Genomic DNA, 19,847 nt, shown 5'->3' on the forward strand with positions numbered 1-19,847 from the left:
AACAATTAGAGTAAATCGGAATGGCAAAGCAAATTAAAGTAATAAAATGTCCAAATTGCGGCAGTATAGAAAAAACGGAAATAAAACCTGAACATTATCGTTGTGAAAATTGTAATACCGAATATTTTTTAGATAGTGATGATATAAATGTAAATGTTAAATATCATAATCAGAATAGTACACAAACAAATTATCTTGATGAAGCTAACATTAAATCAATTATTATTATTGTTGCATGTATCGTTGTTGCTATCGTTTTCGGTAGTTTGATTTCAATATTCTTCAAATCAAAATCCTATTCGAATAATTCATATTCAAATCCTCCTGTAACTCAAACAACAAAATCAACACAGAGTAATACAACCTTACCTGCTGAGACCAAAAATAGTATCAAAGAAGTTAATTATCATTATTGTTCATTAACAGTAGTTGAGAACAAACCTTTCATTATTAGCATTGCTCAACGCAAATACAGCCAATCAAGCCAAAGTAAATACTTTTTTGTTGTTCATGATTTGCTTGCTAATAAAATTATTCAAGAAAGTGAAATTGCAGATTTAAAATTGGATAATTTTGGGAACGTAAAATGGGATTCCTATGATTTTACTCAAGATAAAACTTATCTAACAGCAGGAAAACGATCCGCTTTCCTACTTGATAAAAAGAAACTTACTTTGACGGAAGTAACCTCATCATTATTAGAAAATTACCCTCAATACAATACGGGTATCGCATCGATTAATATTACCACTGCTCAAAGTACAAGAGGTGCTCGTGTTTTCCATATACTTACTGATGATGGGCAAAAAATTTATTATTTTCCAATTCAGGACAAAGCTTATGTCGATAATAACGATTTTTACATGGCACTTAAGAACTTTGATCAAGTAAATGATAGCAGTGAACATACGGCTTTTAGCTTTGCTCAACGATATGATAAAGATTTTAAATTAATTAAATTCACCTATGTCAGCCCTGATGGCAAAAGTTATTATACCTTTACTTCCGCTGATGTAGGCGATGAAAGAACAGATGGTTCTGGTAAATTCACTGATGAGGCAAGTGCTTATAACATTGATAATACTTTTTATCGAAATTCTAAATATCGATTAGTTTCTCATCAAAATTTAACGCCGAACAGATTATATTTTAGCCCTGAAATTGTTTATTTTGACGATACTTCATTAATCATAAAAACTAAAGCGAGTGCGAGCCCTGATTCACATTACAATTACCAAAGACTTGATACAAACACAGGCAAAGTATTGTGGACACTATCGGAAGATAAGATTAGGATTAAAGAGGTCACTCATTTAAATGATAATTTTATTGCTAAACAAAACTGTGATAAATATGCAATTATTAGTTCCGATGGAACGATTTCAAAAGAAATAACATTAACTCAAGAAAAATAAAATATAAGGTAATCTAAATGGCTTTAGGCAATTTTTTTAAAAGACAATTAAAAACAGTCATAGAATGGACAAACCAAGAGCCGGATGTCTTATTCTATGAGTTTCCAACCCCAACAAGCGAAATAAAAAATGCCAGTAAACTCATTATTAATCCTGGGCAAGGTTGTATTTTAGTTTACAAAGGCGAAGTAATTGATGTAATTATCAAATCGGGGATTTACGAACTTTCAACATCAAACCATCCATTTATTACGAACTTGGTGAAAATATTACAGAGTTTTGAAAGTGAAAATAAACTGCATGTTTACTTTTTCCGATTAGCTAGCTTAGTTGATCAGAAATGGGGAACAGCAACACCAATTAAGTATGTTGATAGTGTATATCAATTTCCAATTGAGCTTGGTGCTTATGGTACCTATTCGATCAAAATTGAGCATGCTGGGTTGTTTTTCAAAGAAATTGTTGGGGCCAATTCAATTTATACAGCAAAAGATCTTAATAAGTTGATGATGTCACGTATTATACCTACCATCTCATCACAGTTAGCGACTGAAAGTTATTCATATCAGAATATAGATTCTCAGTTAATTATGTTATCTCAACAAATTAAAGATAATCTTCAAGTTCCTTTTACTAAATTAGGTCTTGTTTTGGATGATTTTCAAGTTGAAGCAACATCGTTTAATCAAGAAACATTGGATCGAATCAATAGAATTGCCGATTCAAGAACTGACGCACTAGCGGCCAAAGAAGTTGGCTTGAATTATGTTGAACATGAAAAACTTAAAGCTCTACGTGATGCTGCACAAAATGAAGGTGGACTTGCTGGAGCTGGTTTACAAATCGGTGCGGGTGTGGAGTTAGCTAAATCGTTTGATCTAAACAATACTAATACGGCTTCAACAGCGAATAATACAGCAAATAGTAATGAAGAAATCATCAAGCAATTAAAACAATTGAAAGAGCTAGCGGATGCTGGGATTTTAACCCAAGAGGAGTTTACTGCGAAAAAAGCGCAATTGCTTGAAAAGATTTAAAAAATGATGTAACAGAAATTTATTAGTTTGTTGATAATTGTTTATTTTACCAAAACAGTTATAAGTTAAAATTAAGAATAGATGTGATTATTCATTTAAACTTAATCTATATCAATAAATTGCTCAATTCATCAATATGTTATTGAGCAATTTTTCTAACCAATTAGTTATCTATTTTATCAAATATTCGAATTCATACTTACCGTTGGTTGTCTTGCTTGAGTTGAGGCAAAAATAGCAACTTTGGCACCTCCCCATTTCCCTTTACCTGCGACAAAATTACGGGTTATTTTTATCCATTGATTATCTTGTTTGGCATAATAAAATTGGCAAATCCCCTTGAGTCCAACATCAACTTTAAATTGGCAAACAGATATACTGAGTTGCATAATTTCTTCTTGATATTCATCAACGATACCTGAATCTTTTATCCACCTGTAACGATAGCACAAAATATATTTGTCATGGTTGAAGATAATGGTCAATGCTGCCGCATAACGTTCACCATAGATAATTAAATCCTCCCCCAATTTTAAACCTCATTATTTACGAAAGTTTCTATCCTAATTATGATTTTCAACACTTTTTTATCATTAGTAAATCTTTATGGATTTTTTCCATCATTTTGTCATTTCATTTATAAAAATTAACCACCGAAGTAACAAGTAAGAAAAATTATCATTAAAAATAGTAATAAATAGGAAATAATCAGTTTGTGGAACAAGAGAGGTGGGTAAAGTTGATCTATGAGCTAATTAGATTACTATCATTTGATACTAATTATTATTGTTCTTTGCTAATCGAATATTTATGTTGTGGTTAAAAGAATAATATCTAATCGTTACATTAAATTTATCACTATTGACTATAATAAATAGGATATGTCGACAAAATAGAGATCGTCGTTTCTGAAATATTTGAATTATTCAATAAGTTATTTTTATCAATATGTTATGTGTTGAGCTTAATTGCATTTAATTTATCTTTATACAATGATTTGCTTTGTTTAAATTATTCAACTAGATTCTTTGCTTATGACGCCATAGCCATTTGCCACTGATTAATCGTTGATAGAAGAATATACTTCTAATAATCCAATCTAAAAACATACCAAACCAAACACCAAAAACACCAAAGCCGAGGTATACACCAAAAATATAGCCCACTACAATTCGGCACATCCACATACTGCCAATGGCTACCCACATGGTGTAGCTGGCATCTTTTGCACCTTTAAAACCATAAGGCAAGACAAAAGAAGATGCCCAAAATGGGGTGAATAAAGCATTTAACCAAAGTAAATGTTTAGATATTTGAATAACCTCTTGATTATCGGTATACATTGAGCTTAATAGACCCGCAAATGGGACGGATAGAAACGCCAAAAAACACAATAATATATTGGTCAAATGGAAGATAAATTTCAGTTGTCTGGTCGGTTGATAGGTTTGTCCCATTCCAAGTCGTTTACCGACTATAATGGTCGATGTCGATCCCAGTGTTCCTCCTGGTAAATTCAGTAATCCAGCAATCGAAAAGGCAATGAAATTAGCTGCTATGGTTGAGGTTCCCATACCGGCTACAAAAGTTTGAGTCAATAATTTGCCAATATTAAACATCACGGATTCAACACTTGCTGGGATACCAATGCTCAGAATATCAATAAGAATTTTCGCATTGAACGAGTGAAAATAGCTTCTAAATGGTATAAATAGTGCTCGACTCGGTTTGATCGTTAATACGATTAATATAAATATCATACCGCAGTAACGTGATGCCGTTAAACCAATGCCTGCACCAATAAAACCTAAACCCTCCCAATTAAATACACCATAAATCAATACGTAACTTATTGATAAATTCAATATATTCATAATGATGTTTAAATACATTGGTAGTTTAGTATTACCTGCACCTCTTAATGCACCACAACCCACTAAGATAAAAGCTAATGCAGGATAACCTAATACCGTTAATTTAAGAAAGGTTAAAGTAAGTTCTTTGACTTTTGGTTCAGCTTTTCCAGCGATGATTTCAACAATCCAATAGCCTGAAAATTCTACAAAAACAAAAAGTAAAAGTGAGATTATTATCAGTAAAGTGATGGATTGTCGTGCCGCTGAAACTGCTTTTTTTCGATTGTGACGCCCTAAACTGAAAGCAACTACAACGGACGTTCCTAGTGCGACAGCCATAAAAAAGGACATAATAATCATATTAAAGCTTTCCGCCATACCGACGGCAGCCATTTCAGCATTACCAATCCAACTTACAAGAAAAGTACTGAAAATTCCCATCAATATGACCGATAGGTTTTCAATAAAAATTGGCATGGCTAAGGGGAAAATCTCACGCCAAAGCAAAACATTGTTTGAATGTCTTTTTTGGTATAATTGTGATTTTTTTAAGCGATCAACTAATTGAACATTCAATTTAAAGCCTAAATTTGTCCATAAAATTTTGCAGATATTATAACTCTTTTATTTCATAAAAATGAACTTATGTTTCAAAAATAAACTTTATAAATATAATACTGTTAACTAAAAAATTGATCATCTAAAGTCATCGCGAAATTTGATGTATCATTAAAAAATGGACAATAAAAAGGCTATTGATAAAATAAATTGATTCAGCCCTGAAACAATAGTCAGTATTATCTTATCGTGGTTGAATTTTAGTATTAATTAAACCATATAAAAAAATTTGTCAAAAAGTTTGAGGAGACGCATATGTTTCAGTATAAAAATTCACATACTTTTCTTGAATGGTGATTTATATAACTATATTATAGCGAGCTTTAAAGACTTTGATCACCAAAATAATAAATGAGTCCTTATGTTAATTAATGCTAAAGATATTCTCGAAAAATTAAACCCACATAATAAAATCAATTATGACTCGGTACTTAAAGAAGTCATTGCCGATTGGCAATCTGGATCTATTCGCCCTAAATTATTAATTCATAGCTGCTGTGCCCCTTGTAGCACATATGTTTTGGAGTATTTGGCACAGTATGCAGATATTACTATCTATTTTGCTAATTCAAATATTCATCCTCGTGTTGAATATGAATATCGGAGTGTAGTACAGCAAAAATTTATTGCTGATTTTAATGAAAAGACGGGCAACAATGTTCAGTTTTTAGAAGCACCTTACCAACCCGCTGAATTTATTAAACAAGTTGAACATCTGCGTGATGCTCCGGAAGGCGGTGAACGTTGCCATCTCTGTTATAAAATGCGTTTGGATTTAGCTGCAATCAAAGCTCAAGAATTGGGATTTGATTATTTTGCCAGTGCGTTAACACTCAGTCCTAAAAAGAACAGTCAAAAAATTAATCAACTTGGTTTTGAAATTCAAGAAATTTTTTCAGTTAATTATCTACCTTCCGATTTTAAAAAAAATAATGGTTATAAGCGTTCAATAGAACTTTGCAAAGAGTATGATGTATACAGGCAGTGCTATTGTGGTTGTATTTTTGCAGCTAAAGCCCAAGGTGTCGATTTAAAAAATGTGATAGCTATTGCTAAACAAGGATTAGAAAAACAAGCTTAATTTTTCAATAACTGATATAACTATACTGAAACGTAGCCTTAACCTGAAACTTTTTGACAAAACTGACATTTTTACATAATAAAAATACTAAACAAACATAGTAAATAGTTAACGTATTTAGCTATAATATTGTTACTATAAATAAAATTTATAGTGAAGTGTGGCTGTTTGATTTTACAATGTGTGAGTTTATTATGACAAAAAAGTATAGATTAGGATTGGATGTTGGTTCTACAACTGCAAAATGTGTTGTGCTTGATGAGCATGATAATTTTGTTTACACCAATTATGTACGTCATAATACCCATATTGTAGCAACAGTGCTTGAATTACTGAATGAAATCAAACAAAAGTTGGGTAATGATATTCATTTATCGGTAAAAGTAACGGGTTCTGCTGGAATGGGTATTTCAGAGAAAGCCGATATTGCTTTTATACAAGAGGTTGTAGCCGCTTCTGAAGTGGTGCAGCGCAAATATCCGGAAGTACGAACTTTAATCGATATTGGCGGTGAAGATAGCAAAATGATTTTCTTCTTCCCTGATCGTTCACCTGATATTCGCATGAATGGCAGTTGTGCAGGGGGAACAGGGGCATTTATTGATCAGATGGCAACTTTGCTTAATATTCCAATTCAACAATTTGATCAACTTGCTCAAAATCATACCCAAATTTTTCCTATTGCTTCCCGCTGTGGCGTATTTGCCAAAACCGATGTTCAAAATCTAATCAGTCGCAACGTTTCCAAAGAAAATATTGCCTATTCTGTTTTACATGCTGTTTGTATTCAGCTCATTAATACTTTAGCTCGCGGCTATGATATTGTGCCGAAAGTTATGTTAATTGGTGGGCCATTTTCCTTTATTCCAACCTTAGGCAAGGCGACTTTAGAGACATTAAAATTAGCAGAAGATCAAATCGTTAAAACTGACCATCCGACATTATTATCCGCGTGGGGAGCTGCAATTCATCTTATTGAGCGAACCGAGCTTTCACTTGATGATTTTATTAATCGATTAAATGCCTCAACTAAAATCATAGCTAATCAATCTTTTCGATTAAAACCATTATTTAATGAATCATTATCTTTTAATGATTGGAAAAAACAGCGTAAATATATTCAAATTCCACGTTTAAATTTAGCCGATTACCAAAAAAAATACGCTTTTTTAGGCATTGATAGTGGTTCAACAACGACTAAAATTACACTCATCAGTGAAGATAACGAGCTTCTTTTTACTCATTATGCTCCTAATAATGGTCACTCTATTAGTGCTTTAATTAAAGGGTTAACCCTATTAAAAGATGAAATTGTTGCATCAGGTAAACAAATTGTCATTGCTCGCACTGGCGTAACAGGATATGGCGAAGAACTTTTAAAAGCTGCTTTTGCATTTGATGATGGATTGGTTGAAACCATGGCGCATTTCGCTGCCGCTAAACATATTGATCCTAACGTGAGTTTTGTTATGGATATTGGCGGGCAGGATATGAAAGCCATTTTTATCGCTAATGGAGTTGTCAATCATATTGAGCTTAATGAAGCATGTTCATCAGGTTGTGGATCTTTTATTGAAACTTTTGCTAAATCACTCAATTCCAATACGATCGATTTTGCTGACGCGGCTTGTAATTCGTCCAATCCCTGTGATTTAGGGACACGTTGCACCGTTTTTATGAACTCTAAAGTAAAACAAGCTTTGCGTGAAAATGCGACCATGGGAGACATTTCAGCAGGACTGGCCTTTTCGGTCATTAAAAATGCCATTCATAAAGTGCTTAAACTCCATGATATGCGTAAGTTAGGTAATAATATCGTGGTACAAGGTGGGACTTTTAAAAACCCAGCGGTATTTAGAGCATTAGAACAATTAACAGGAGCACAAATTACCAGCTCTAATATTCCTGAGTTGATGGGGGCCTATGGAAGTGCATTAGTTGCAAAAAATCATTACCAACAAAACCCGGTTTTATCCCAGTTCATAGGGTTAGACCAGCTTCATAAAGCTGAAGATAACAAAGCCAAACCTTCACGTTGTAAAGGGTGTGAAAATAAATGCGATATTATGATTTATCGTTTTGCCAATGGGCAACGTTATTATTCAGGGAATAAATGTGAAAGATTCTTAAGTAATAATCAATACAAAGATAACAGTTCATTTAATATGCTCGATTACAAAAACGAACTGTTATTTGAACGCGCTAATACCTCTAATCCGAATGCTAAAATCAATATTGGTATACCACGAGTATTAGGTCAGTATGAGAATTTCCCTTTTTGGCACACATTATTAACGCAAAGTGGCATTAATGTCATACTTTCGCCTTATTCCACTCAGGCTATTTACGAAAAGGGTGCGGGTACGGTAATGTCTGATAGTATCTGCTTCCCTGCCAAATTAGTGCATGGACATATTATGGAACTTATTGAGCAGAAAGTAGATCGTATCTTTATGCCAATGGTTTTGTTTGAATCTGCGCAATTTGATAATTCGGTTAATAATTACAATTGCCCAATTGTAAGTAGTTATGCTGAAGTTGTGCACAGTGCGATTAATCCCGAAAACAAATATAATGTGCCCCTTGATTATCCTGTTATCAACTTTACTGATATTCAATTACTGAAAAAAGGTTGTATTAATTATTTAACATCGCTAGGAATCACGAAAAAAGTGGCGGAAAATGCCTTTTCCTATGCGTTGATCGCTCAGTCAGAATATAAAAAATCGCTCTATAATAAGGCGGTTGAAATAGTGAACAATGCTAAGCAAACAGGTCGTTATGTGTTTATTTTAGGGGGACGACCTTATCATAGTGACAGTTTAATTAATCATAAAACGCCTGAAATTTTAAACGCGCTAGGTTGTGATGTAATTACTGAAGATTCGGTATTAGGTGCCATTAATCAATTATCTCCAGAATTGCAAATTTGTTCACAATGGAGTTATCCAAATCGTTTATATGCTGCAGCCTCTTTTGTTGCTGAGCAACCTAATAATGTGCAATTTGTTCAACTTAACTCGTTCGGGTGTGGTCCTGATGCAATTGTTACTGACGAATGTAAAGCGATATTAGAATCAAAAGGCAAAACTTGCACGGTGATTCGTGTTGATGAAATCACTGCGACAGGATCGGTCAGATTACGATTACGCTCTATTATTGAATCGATGCGAATGAATCAACAGCAACCATTAATAAAAGTGGAGCGTAAAAAAACGGCTATTTTTAGTAAACAAGATAAACAACGTCGAACAATTTTAGCGCCGTTCATTTCTGATTTTTATTCACCTTTATTACCGCCTATTTTTGCTTTATCGGGTTATAAACTCGAAACTTTGCCTAAACCCGATAAAAGTTCAGTTGAGTGGGGACTAAAATATTGTAATAACGAAATTTGTTATCCTGCGACCATTATTGTGGGTGATATTGTTAAGGCGTTACGTTCTGGAAAATACAATCGTGAAGAGGTCGCAGTAGGCATTACGCAAACAGGTGGGCAATGCAGGGCAAGTAGCTATTTATCATTAATTAAAAAAGCGATGATCAGTAATGGTTTTGATGATATTCCAATTATTTCACTCAGCACTGACAATATGAATCAATCTGAACAACCAGGATTTAAAATCAATTGGCTTAAAACATTACCTATTAGTTTTTTTTCAATACTGTTTGCTGATTCACTATCCAAAATGTACTATTCAATAGCGCCAAGGGCAAAAGTAAAACAACAAGCGAATCAACTTAAAGAACTCTATACTCGAAAATTACAACAACTGATTAATCAAAAGAAAGGGTCACGCTCAATATTTGCGCTATTAGCCGATGCGGTTAAACATTTTAATCAAATTGAAGTTGTAAATAATAAAGATTGTCCTCAAATCGGTATTGTTGGAGAAATTTACGTTAAGTATAACAACTTTGGTAATCAACATAGTGTTGAATGGTTAATCGATCAGGGTATCGAGCCAGTTATTCCACCTATGATTGAATTTTTTGCACAATGTTTTGTCAATCATGACAGTAATGTGGATAATCATTTAGTATCAAAAACCTATCATTCTTATTTAATGCATTTTTTTGAAAAAATAGCACAACGTTATATCGATAAAACTAATAACATTTTATCGACTTTCAAATATTATCAACCGTTCCATAATATTCGCGATATTTCTAAAAAAGCTGAGCAGATCCTTAATTTATCCAATCAATTTGGTGAGGGATGGTTGATACCAGCTGGCATCATGACTTTTGCTGAATATGGAATTAATAATGTTATTAGCTTGCAACCATTTGGTTGTATTGCCAATCATGTGGTATCAAAAGGTGTTGAAAAGCGTATGCGCGATCTTAATCCTAAACTCAATTTATTGTATTTAGATTTTGACGATGGCGCAGGTGAAGTAAATGTGCTTAACCGTTTGCACTTTATGGTAAGTTCATTAAAGTATTCACAGCTACAACGAATTGTGTAATAAAAACTAAAGGGTTAGTTTATTTTACTTTATTAAATTAACTAAACTGTAGGTTAATTTTTTAGGATCGATTGTGATATCAATTTACCAATTAAAACCCAAATTCCAATCACTACTGCGCCCGTATGTGAATAGGCTTTACAATGCCAATATAACGGCTAATCAAGTGACAGTTTCAGCTTGCTTGGGATCCATTTTTGTATCTTTTATTGTCGGTTTGCTTTCATCTTATCAATGGATTTTTTGCGTCATTCCCATTTGGATGTTGATTCGTATGGCTCTTAATGCCATTGATGGTATGTTAGCACGTGAATTTAACCAAAAAACGCATTTAGGGGCTTATTTAAATGAAATTGGAGATGTTATTTCCGATAGTGCGTTATTACTGGTTTTTACACAACTCGATAATGTTAGTAACTATTTGGTTATACTAGTTATTTTGCTCTCGTTTTTAACGGAATATACTGGCGTTTTAGGTCTGATGGTTGGTGCGTCAAGGCGCTACGATGGACCAATGGGGAAAAGTGATCGAGCTTTTGTCTTTGGGATAATTAGTTTAGGCATTGGAGTTTATCAATTACCGTTAGATTGGATTGATCCATTGTTATGGATCGTTAATTTTTTACTTATATACACTGTGCTTAATCGGATTCGAAAAGGTCTGCAAGAAACACAAAAATGAAAAAAGGAAATAAAATGCGTGATCAACAACAAAAAACTTTTATAAGTCACGATGGCTGCCAACTATTTTATCGTTATTGGCCAGCAGTTGATAGCAGTGATGGACTTTCTTCCAAAGCGATTGTGCTTTTTCATCGCGGTCATGAACATTCAGGTCGTGTTGCTCATCTTGCTGATGAATTGAATCTACCCGATTATCAGATCTTTGCTTGGGATGCGAGAGGTAATGGTCAATCAGAAGGTGAGCGAGGTGATGCGCCTAATTTTGCAACGTTAATTAAAGATGCTAACTGCTTTGTTGAACATATTTTGCAAGAATATCATTTAAAACATCAAGATATTGCCGTTATTGCCCAAAGTGTTGGGGCCGTGATTGCTTCTGCATGGGTACACGACTATGTGCCTAATATTCGTGCGTTGGTGTTGGGGTCTCCTGCATTTAATGTCAAACTTTATGTACCATTCGCTGTACCTGGATTGAAATTACTATACAACTTAAAAGGTAATTTTTTTGTTAATAGTTACGTTAAATCTAATTTATTAACTCATGATGCTGAGCGAGCGAAGTCATTTACCCAAGATCCATTAATTACTAGACCAATATCGGTTAGATTACTTTTAGATCTTTATACCGTATCTGACCGAATTGTTAAAGATGCTAACGCCATTACCGTTCCGACCCAATTACTTGTTTCGGGATCAGATTATGTGGTAAAACGTAAACCACAAAAAAAATTTTATGAAAACTTGGGTACCCAGCAAAAAGAATTTCATATTTTACCAAAATTTTATCATGATACTTTTGGTGAAAAAGATCGCCAAATCGCTATCGACAGGGCAAGACGATTTATTATTGGCTGTTTTGCCAACACACCTAGCGTGCCATCACTCGTTAATGCTGATCTTGTTGGTTATACAAGGCAAGAGAAAGACTCTTTAGCAATGCCGCCAACAGGCTTGATTAAACCTTTATATTGGCGGTTTGTTAAAGCCATTTTAAAATATGCGAGTAGAGTTTCAAATGGTATTAAACTCGGTTTTGATACTGGTTTTGATTCAGGGAGTACCTTAGATTATATCTATCGTAATGAACCGACAGGAAATTCTAAACTCGGGCAGTTTTTGGATTATATTTATTTACAATCCATAGGTTGGCGAGGCATTCGTCAACGCAAAATCCATCTTGAAGAGATCTTAAAACAAGCGGTTAACCAACTACAACAACAAAATAAAGCTGTTAACATCGTTGATATTGCGGCGGGACATGGTCGTTATATTCTTGAAACCGTTAATCAAATAGCTCATAAACCTGATTCGGTACTATTGCGGGATTACAGTGATATTAATATTCGTGATGGGCAAAAATTAATTGATGAACTTGGTTTAACAAACTTTGTTCGTTTTGAAAAAGGAGATGCATTTAATCGGCAGCAATTAGCCGAATTAACACCTCAACCAACATTAGCAGTAGTTTCAGGGTTATATGAATTATTCGATGATAATGCATTATTACGTGAATCTCTCTCTGGGTTAGCGGATGTTATACCTGAAGGGGGGTATTTAATCTATACCAATCAACCTTGGCATCCTCAATTAGAGTTTATAGCCCGTGCTTTGACCTCGCATCGTGATGGGCAACCGTGGGTAATGCGCAGACGCACTCAATTGGAAATGGATCAATTGGTTGCTGCTGCGGGATTCAAAAAAATAGATATGTGTATCGATCAATGGGGTATTTTTACAGTATCACTGGCGCAAAGGATTAAATAATAGTTGGTCCATATGCAAAAACAAAAATTTGGAGCATTAATCTATTATAAATTTGCTTTATTAGCTGGATTATCAATATTCTTTTTTACCAGTTATAACTTAACTAACTGGTATACTGCAAATCGCTCTGATGTGGGGAGTTTGGTATTCAGTTGGGAATCCTCAACTCCATTATGGGCTTGGACAATTGTGCCTTATTGGTCCATTGATTTCATGTATGGTTTAGCCATTTTATTGGCCAGTTCTAAGCAATCGCTTAAAATTTTATGTTTAAGACTTTTTTCGGCGCAAATTATTTGTATTACTTGTTTTTTGATATTCCCTCTAAAATTTAGTTTTGAACGCCCCCATCTTGATGGTTTTTTAGGATTATGGTTTGATGTTTTAATGGGTTTTGACAAACCCTTTAATCAAGCTCCTTCCTTACACATTACTTTACTGGTGATCTTATGGCAGTTTTATAAGAGTTATTTAAAATCAAAATTTAATCAATTGCTTCTACATGCTTGGTGTTTATTAATTGCCTTATCTGTTTTAACAACGTGGCAACATCATTTTTTTGATGTTCCAACAGGATTATGGGCAGGCTGTTTTTGTATTTGGTTATGGCCAGAAAATGGAATAGCTCCTTTAAAAAATAAATCATACCCTAAGCAATATACTTGGAGCAGCATTTACTTCTTACTATTTTTATTATCATTAAGTTTAGCTATATATATTGGTGGGGTTGGACTTTGGCTATTGTGGGTAGCGGGAGCTTTTGGGTTAGTATCAGCCAATTACTTGCTATTTGGAGCAACAGGTTTCCAAAAACAAGCTAATGGACATTTTACGCTCGCGGTAGCAATTTTATATTTACCTTATTTTGTAATTATGTGGCTTAATTCTCGTTTATGGACTTTAAAAAACAAACCAGCTGATTTTATTCTTGATAATGTCTATTTAGGGCGGATTGCTTCGCAAAACACTTTGCAAACTCAACCTATCGGTTCAGTTGTTGATCTCTGTGCTGAATTACCAATTGGGCAATTTAATGGTCATTACAGTTTGATTCCAGTACTTGATATGACACCTTTGTCCATTGAGCAGTGTCAACGAGCAGCCGAAAAAATCGATCAATTTCAAAAGCAAGGTTCTGTTTTGGTATGTTGTGCATTAGGTTATTCGCGTAGTGCAACAGCCGTAATCGCATGGTTATTATTGACCAAAAGAGCGACTAATGTGGAAGAAGCAATAATCAAAGTGAAAACGGGTCGTAGTTCGGTCGTTATTTCCTCCAAGCAACAAACCGTATTAATCAATTGGTTTAATAGGATTCAAAAAGGAAGCTGCAGTGGTCAATTCGAATAAAGCTAAAATAACTGAAAATATCAATCAAACAGTCTTAGTAACATTTAATCATTTTCTTATTATAAGTCATCAATTAGAGGTTTTTTCGCGATTACTGACGTTAATAGCCTTGTTTTTTGGGTTAATGGCTAGTTGGTTCTTAAATTCTGTTTTATTGACAAGTTACAGTTTAGTCAGCTTTTTGGTTGGATTAATCAGTCAATATTATGCAATACGTATAGCCTTTGATAAAAAACTATTTGATTATCTAGCCACCAAATACGATCAGTTTCCTGATGTTTTAGATGAATTGGATAATGCCTTATTGCAATTGAATTTAAAAAAATCGAAACAACAACCATTGCGCTCAATCGAAGATCGTCAAAAAGGGACATTGAAATTATTCAAAAAACAGATTTTCCTAATTAGTATGCAGCTAATTTTAGCAATAGTGACAGTTATTTTAGGTATTTCTACTTAACTTTCCGATTAAATTGAATATTATCACACATATAATAACAAACAATATGGAGGAAAACATGTCTAGTTATCAACGCGATGGTCTATTATTGTTTGTTGGTATAGGTGTATTGTTGATTGTAGCATCTACGATTGGTTGGTTGTTGAAACGACGTATGAAAAGCCCAAATAGTGTTATTGATAATTTAAACAAACGCATTAATGCTTGGTGGGTGATGGTAGCCATTTTTGCCATCGCTATTTTTTTGGGAAAATTTGCCGTAATTATTCTCTTTTTTATTGCGTCAGGTATAGCTCTGCGTGAGTTTCTGACATTAACGCCCATAACCCGTTATGATTATTGGCCTTTACTTTTTGCTTATTTCATTGTGTTACCATTACAATATATCTTAGTTGCCGTGTCGTGGTATGAGTTATTTTGTATCTTTATTCCTATTTATGGGTTTCTATTTTTAGCTATTTTGGCGGCAATTACTGGATCGGCTCATAATTTCTTAGCAAGAATAGCTGAAGTGCAATGGGGATTGATGATTACCGTCTATAGCATATCTTTCATACCAGCATTGATTATTTTACCCATCGATCACTATCAAGACCGCAATTTATTGTTGATTGCTTTTCTTGTATTTGTTGTTGAACTATCAGATGTCTTACAGTATGTATTTGGTAAGCTATTTGGTAAACATTCAATTAGCCCTAATTTATCACCATCCAAGACTGTTGAGGGCTTTATTGGCGGTATTTTTTCGGCTAGTTTGATAGGTGCATGTTTATGGTGGGTAACGCCTTTTAGCTTTATTCAAGCTGGTTTAATTTCACTCATGATCACCTTGCTTGGATTTTTAGGTGGATTGGTTATGTCGGCAATTAAACGCGATAGAGGTGTAAAGGATTGGGGGAGGCTTATTAGCGGTCATGGTGGTGTGCTGGATCGTTTAGATTCTATCTGTTTTGCTGCACCTATATTTTTTCATGTTGTGCGATATTATTGGGTATGATTATAAATCTGATTAAGAAAAGCAGAAAGATAATATAAATTGCAAAAAAATTTGCATATAAAAAAGAGCAAAAAAATTCAATTTATGATATAAATACTGAAATGTATTAACTTAAGATATATAGAAGGACAATAATATGTTAAAAGAACAAATGGTAGTAAAAAATTCAACTGGATTACACGCCCGCCCAGTAACAACACTTGTAAAACTAGCAGGTCGTTATAAATCAACAATTGAACTCGTTTACAATGACAAAGCGATTAAAATGAAAAGTATGATGGGTTTATTAGGCGCTGGCGTTAAAGGTGGCTCTACTGTTGAAATCATTTGTGATGGTGAAGACGAACAAGCTGCAATGGATGAAATCCGTGAATTATTTGCTACAGGTTTTGGTGAGTAATTAATTGATAAATTAATTCAATTAACATCAAAAAATTATTATTCCGTCGACATAAGTCGACGGAATTGTTTTAAAAGGGCAGTAACTAAATACTTTCAAGTAGACCTATTTTAAAAGATTACTTTAATCTTTAATGATTGAATTCAATTCATGATGATCAATCGATGGCAATAACTTAGTAAAACCTTTGGTCAAATAGACTAAATAACAAAATCCAATCGCTAACCAAACTAAGCCAACAATCATCGCAGTCTCATCAAGGCTGGTCCATAGCCATAACGAAAGTAAAACACCAATTGCTGGTAATACACCATATTTAAATAACACTTTTGCTGTTTTCGTTTTGATATCCCATAGATAACTTTTAATGACACATAAATTAACAAATGTGAAAGCAACTAAAGCACCAAAGCTAATCATTGAAACAACCAAACTAAGATCTAATACCAATGATAACAATGAAAAACAAGCCACAAACAATATTGATAAATAAGGTGTTCTAAAACGAGGGTGGATTTTAAAGAAAATCTGTTTAGGTAATACACCCTCGCGACCCATCGCATAAAATATTCTTGATACACTGGTTTGTGCTGTCATTGCTGATGCAAAAACACCGGTTAGATAAGCAGATTGGAAAAAGTTATACATAAAATCATTTCCATACTTACCAAGTATCTCTTTTAAATTACTTATAGAATCTACTTTACGCATTACATCCAAGCTAGCGGTATCTTTATTAGAAGCGAAATCTGTCCAGTTAGGATAGGCTAAATGAGCACTATACGAAACAATTAAGAATATACTTCCTGCAATAAGAACCGTCCATATAATGGCTCTTGGTAATGATTTTTGTGCATCATTTGATTCTTCTGCCAGTGTCGCGATAGCATCAAAACCCAAAAAGGCAAGACATAATATTGCTGCGCCAGACATTAATCCGCTAAAATCACCTGCATTAACAGCCAAAGGTTTTATCATTGCTTCTGGTGTTAAACTTACATTGGTTAAAGTTAAGAAAATAAATAATCCAATAAAAAACATTTGAATAATAATCAAAGTAAAGTTCACTGAATTAATTAATTTAATCCCTAAGTAATTTAACAAGCTGACACTACATAATGAACCAAGCACAAATACATAAGCAGGTATGCTTGGGAATGCTTCATTAAGATAGATGCCCAAAACCAAATAATTTAATATTGGTAAAAATAGATAATCAAGAATTTGCGCCCATCCCACTAAAAAACCAATTCTTCCACCAAATGTATGTTGTACATACGAATAGGCAGAACCAGCAATAGGTAGTTTATTTGCCATACGACAATAACTTAATGCTGTAAAAAAGATCATTGCTAGAGTGATAACATAGGCTATAGGTAAGTGTCCATTACTGGCAACGGTAACTTCCCCATAAGTGGTAAAGATCCCTAAAGGAACCATATAAGCTAAACCAAATGCAATTAATGCAGGTGTGGTTAAAACTCGTTTCATTTTTATTGCGGACATGACTAATTTTGCTCCTCTGTCCCAAAAAACAATAAAAAACTACTAAGTATAGTTTTGCCTTTTTTACCCGCTGAAAGCGGCAGGGAATTCTCCCACATTATTATAATTATGCAAGCTAATTTTTAGCTTATTAACATACAAGTGTGTAATTTTTGAGCTTGCTATTTTATAGGGAATTATTTTTCGTCATATCAACAAAAATCACACTTTGATAAAGTCAATTTAAGAGATACAGATTTTGTGATCTATATCTAATTATTTCTTTGTTTCAGGAGATGTCAGTATAAGGAAAACACGTTATATTTATTATAAATTGCAGATAATTTAATCTGTAAATACTTATCAATAGAAGGATATATTTATGACCTCAATTCCCGTTGTACCTGTTGAATTAACTAATGATGTAATAAAACAAAAATCATCGATCATTCAATTAATGGCTCAAAAAAGTCAAAATTATTTAACTGATGTTGAAAAATTTGTTGAGGATGTTATGGCACATGAACAAGAAATGGAAACGGATGTGTTACCCGATATTGCATTACCTCATGCTAAAAGTGGTGGCGTAAGTACCCCATTTATTGCAGTTGGCAAATATAGTGATGGTATTGTTTGGAACAATAATAATAAAGTTAAATTAATTGTAATGATTGGTGCTCAAGAACATGCTGATAAAGAACATTTGGCCATTATCGCTAAATTAGCAGCTAGTCTTGCTGATGATGATTTTATTGCTGAATTGTTAAATAGTGATATTCAAACCATTGCTCATAGGGTGAGAGGTATTTATGAATAATAAGAAAATTGTAGCCATTTGCGCCTGTACCGCAGGTATGGCGCATACCTATATTGCAAGACAAAAAATAACAAATGAAGCTAAAAAACGCGGTTGGGATTGCAAGGTTGAAACACAAGGTGCAGCAGGTGTTGAAAATGTTTTAACTGAACATGATCTTAAAAGTGCTGATGTCATTATATTGGCAACGGATATATCAATCGAAAATGCTGAGCGACTTGAGCCTTTTAAAAATATTATCAAAGTCAGTACGGGTGAAGCCGTTAAAAATACTGCCAATATTTTCAATAATGCAGAGCAAATGTCGACAAAAATTGTCAAAGATAATATTGGTACAGAAATTTTTAGAGCTTTAAATACGGGAATTAGCAAATTTTTACCAGTCATTATTGCATCAGGGATTCTCTTTTCAATTGTGTTAATGACGGGTGATGTTACTAACAATACCATTTTACCAAGCAATCAATTCTTTGCTGACCTTCAACAAGTTGCATTCTATGGATTTGCAATGATGGTACCGGTTTTAGCTGCATATATGGCCTATTCAATTGGTGGTAACGCGGCTCTTGCTCCTGCATTCATTATGGGGTATGTCGTTAATAATCCAATTGGTGTCAATAATGTTAGTACTGGATTTATTGGAGCCATGATTTTTGGGATTTTAATTGGTTATTTTGTTAAATGGTTTAAAACAATCAAAGTGCATCCCGTTATTGCGTCAGTAATGCCTGTTATGATTATTCCAACGGTAACACTATTGGTAATGGCGCCAATCTATATTTATGGCTTATCTTACCCACTGGATTGGTTTGTAAAAGCCATGGTTGCAACCTTAAAAGGGATGTCACAAGTCAATGCGGCATTTTTAGGGATTGGTATTGGGATATTGGCTGCTTTAGATATGGGGGGGCCATGCAGTAAAGCTGCAACAGCGTTTACTTTAGCCGCAATGGCGGAGGGTGTTTATGGGCCTAATGGGGTTTTCCGTATGTGCTGTGCGATCCCACCTTTAGGACTGGCTATTTCTTCATTAATTGTTTCACGATCCAAATACAGTAAAGAAGAAAAAGAGTTTGGTATTACGGCATTTTTCTTATCATTAGCCGGTATTACTGAAGGAGCCATTCCATTTGCAGCCAAAGATCCAAAACGGGTAATCATTGCTATAGTTGTGGGTACTGCTATTGCAGGGATGTTGGGGATGATCAGTGGTATAGACTCATTAGTTGCTTTTGGAGGACTTGTTGCTTTAGGTGGGGTAACAAAAGGCGCAATGTGGTATGTTATTGATATGTTTATTGGCGCATTGATTATCGCTGCGATCTTGCACTTCACTAAGAAAGCTCCAGTAGAAACGGAGCAAGTCATTGAGAGTGAATCATAAAATAAGTTACACCGTCAATTATGG

The 19,847-nt window shown here is 34.0% G+C and carries 15 protein-coding genes; 12 read left to right on the top strand and 3 right to left on the bottom strand.

Annotated features, from left to right (window positions below):
- The first annotated feature begins 20 nt into the window (after window positions 1–20).
- Window positions 21–1,415 carry a hypothetical protein gene (locus H3T96_RS02765; protein ID WP_144091212.1) on the top strand — a complete coding sequence of 465 codons (1,395 nt, stop codon included), beginning with the start codon at window positions 21–23 and terminating at the stop codon, window positions 1,413–1,415.
- A gap of 17 nt (window positions 1,416–1,432) precedes the next feature.
- Window positions 1,433–2,452, top strand: coding sequence for an SPFH domain-containing protein (locus H3T96_RS02770; RefSeq protein WP_144091214.1), 1,020 nt, complete (start codon window positions 1,433–1,435; stop codon window positions 2,450–2,452).
- A gap of 179 nt (window positions 2,453–2,631) precedes the next feature.
- Here the strand turns inward: H3T96_RS02770 and H3T96_RS02775 are convergent, their stop codons facing one another.
- On the bottom strand, window positions 2,632–2,982 hold the full coding sequence (locus H3T96_RS02775; protein WP_144091216.1) for a hypothetical protein: 351 nt from the start codon (window positions 2,980–2,982) through the stop codon (window positions 2,632–2,634).
- Between the two features lie 489 nt (window positions 2,983–3,471).
- Window positions 3,472–4,884 (bottom strand): EmmdR/YeeO family multidrug/toxin efflux MATE transporter, encoded by a 1,413-nt coding sequence (locus H3T96_RS02780; protein WP_144091217.1) that lies wholly within the window; start codon window positions 4,882–4,884, stop codon window positions 3,472–3,474.
- Between the two features lie 403 nt (window positions 4,885–5,287).
- Here H3T96_RS02780 and H3T96_RS02785 point away from each other — a divergent pair, with 403 nt between their 5' ends.
- The 8 genes from H3T96_RS02785 to H3T96_RS02820 all read left to right on the top strand — a co-directional run bounded on the left by H3T96_RS02785 (window position 5,288) and on the right by H3T96_RS02820 (window position 16,137).
- Window positions 5,288–6,007: an epoxyqueuosine reductase QueH gene (locus tag H3T96_RS02785; protein ID WP_065739022.1), complete on the top strand. Its 720-nt coding sequence runs from the start codon at window positions 5,288–5,290 to the stop codon at window positions 6,005–6,007.
- A gap of 194 nt (window positions 6,008–6,201) precedes the next feature.
- Entirely contained in the window at window positions 6,202–10,479 is a 4,278-nt protein-coding gene (locus H3T96_RS02790) for an acyl-CoA dehydratase activase-related protein (protein WP_144091219.1), read from the top strand.
- 73 nt (window positions 10,480–10,552) lie between these two features.
- Window positions 10,553–11,161 carry a CDP-alcohol phosphatidyltransferase family protein gene (locus tag H3T96_RS02795; protein ID WP_144091221.1) on the top strand — a complete coding sequence of 203 codons (609 nt, stop codon included), beginning with the start codon at window positions 10,553–10,555 and terminating at the stop codon, window positions 11,159–11,161.
- Window positions 11,162–11,175: 14 nt separating this feature from the next.
- The gene (locus tag H3T96_RS02800; protein WP_144091223.1) at window positions 11,176–12,930 is read left to right on the top strand and encodes a bifunctional alpha/beta hydrolase/class I SAM-dependent methyltransferase; all 1,755 of its coding nucleotides are present in this window, start codon (window positions 11,176–11,178) and stop codon (window positions 12,928–12,930) included.
- A gap of 12 nt (window positions 12,931–12,942) precedes the next feature.
- Window positions 12,943–14,280, top strand: coding sequence for a phosphatase PAP2/dual specificity phosphatase family protein (locus tag H3T96_RS02805; RefSeq protein WP_144091225.1), 1,338 nt, complete (start codon window positions 12,943–12,945; stop codon window positions 14,278–14,280).
- Complete coding sequence (locus H3T96_RS02810) at window positions 14,264–14,740, top strand: hypothetical protein (RefSeq protein WP_039126248.1); 477 nt, start codon at window positions 14,264–14,266, stop codon at window positions 14,738–14,740. Before H3T96_RS02805 ends, H3T96_RS02810 begins: the two co-directional genes overlap by 17 nt.
- 58 nt (window positions 14,741–14,798) lie before the next feature.
- Complete coding sequence (locus tag H3T96_RS02815; RefSeq protein WP_144091226.1) at window positions 14,799–15,737, top strand: phosphatidate cytidylyltransferase; 939 nt, start codon at window positions 14,799–14,801, stop codon at window positions 15,735–15,737.
- 136 nt (window positions 15,738–15,873) lie between these two features.
- The gene (locus tag H3T96_RS02820) at window positions 15,874–16,137 is read left to right on the top strand and encodes an HPr family phosphocarrier protein (protein ID WP_039126254.1); all 264 of its coding nucleotides are present in this window, start codon (window positions 15,874–15,876) and stop codon (window positions 16,135–16,137) included.
- A 123-nt stretch (window positions 16,138–16,260) separates the two neighbouring features.
- On the opposite strand, the gene H3T96_RS02825 is transcribed toward H3T96_RS02820, so the two are convergent.
- Window positions 16,261–17,643, bottom strand: coding sequence for an APC family permease (locus H3T96_RS02825; RefSeq protein ID WP_039126256.1), 1,383 nt, complete (start codon window positions 17,641–17,643; stop codon window positions 16,261–16,263).
- Window positions 17,644–18,004: 361 nt separating this feature from the next.
- Here H3T96_RS02825 and H3T96_RS02830 point away from each other — a divergent pair, with 361 nt between their 5' ends.
- Both H3T96_RS02830 and H3T96_RS02835 read left to right on the top strand, forming a co-directional pair.
- Window positions 18,005–18,439: a PTS sugar transporter subunit IIA gene (locus H3T96_RS02830; RefSeq protein ID WP_039126259.1), complete on the top strand. Its 435-nt coding sequence runs from the start codon at window positions 18,005–18,007 to the stop codon at window positions 18,437–18,439.
- A complete protein-coding gene (locus H3T96_RS02835) occupies window positions 18,432–19,823 on the top strand; it encodes a PTS fructose transporter subunit IIC (protein WP_144091228.1) in 1,392 nt (463 codons plus the stop codon). The genes H3T96_RS02830 and H3T96_RS02835 overlap by 8 nt, the downstream gene beginning before the upstream one ends.
- Window positions 19,824–19,847: the final 24 nt, after the last annotated feature.

The organism is Gilliamella sp. W8136 (genome assembly GCF_016101285.1).
In the GTDB taxonomy this organism is placed as follows: domain Bacteria; phylum Pseudomonadota; class Gammaproteobacteria; order Enterobacterales; family Orbaceae; genus Gilliamella; species Gilliamella apicola_N.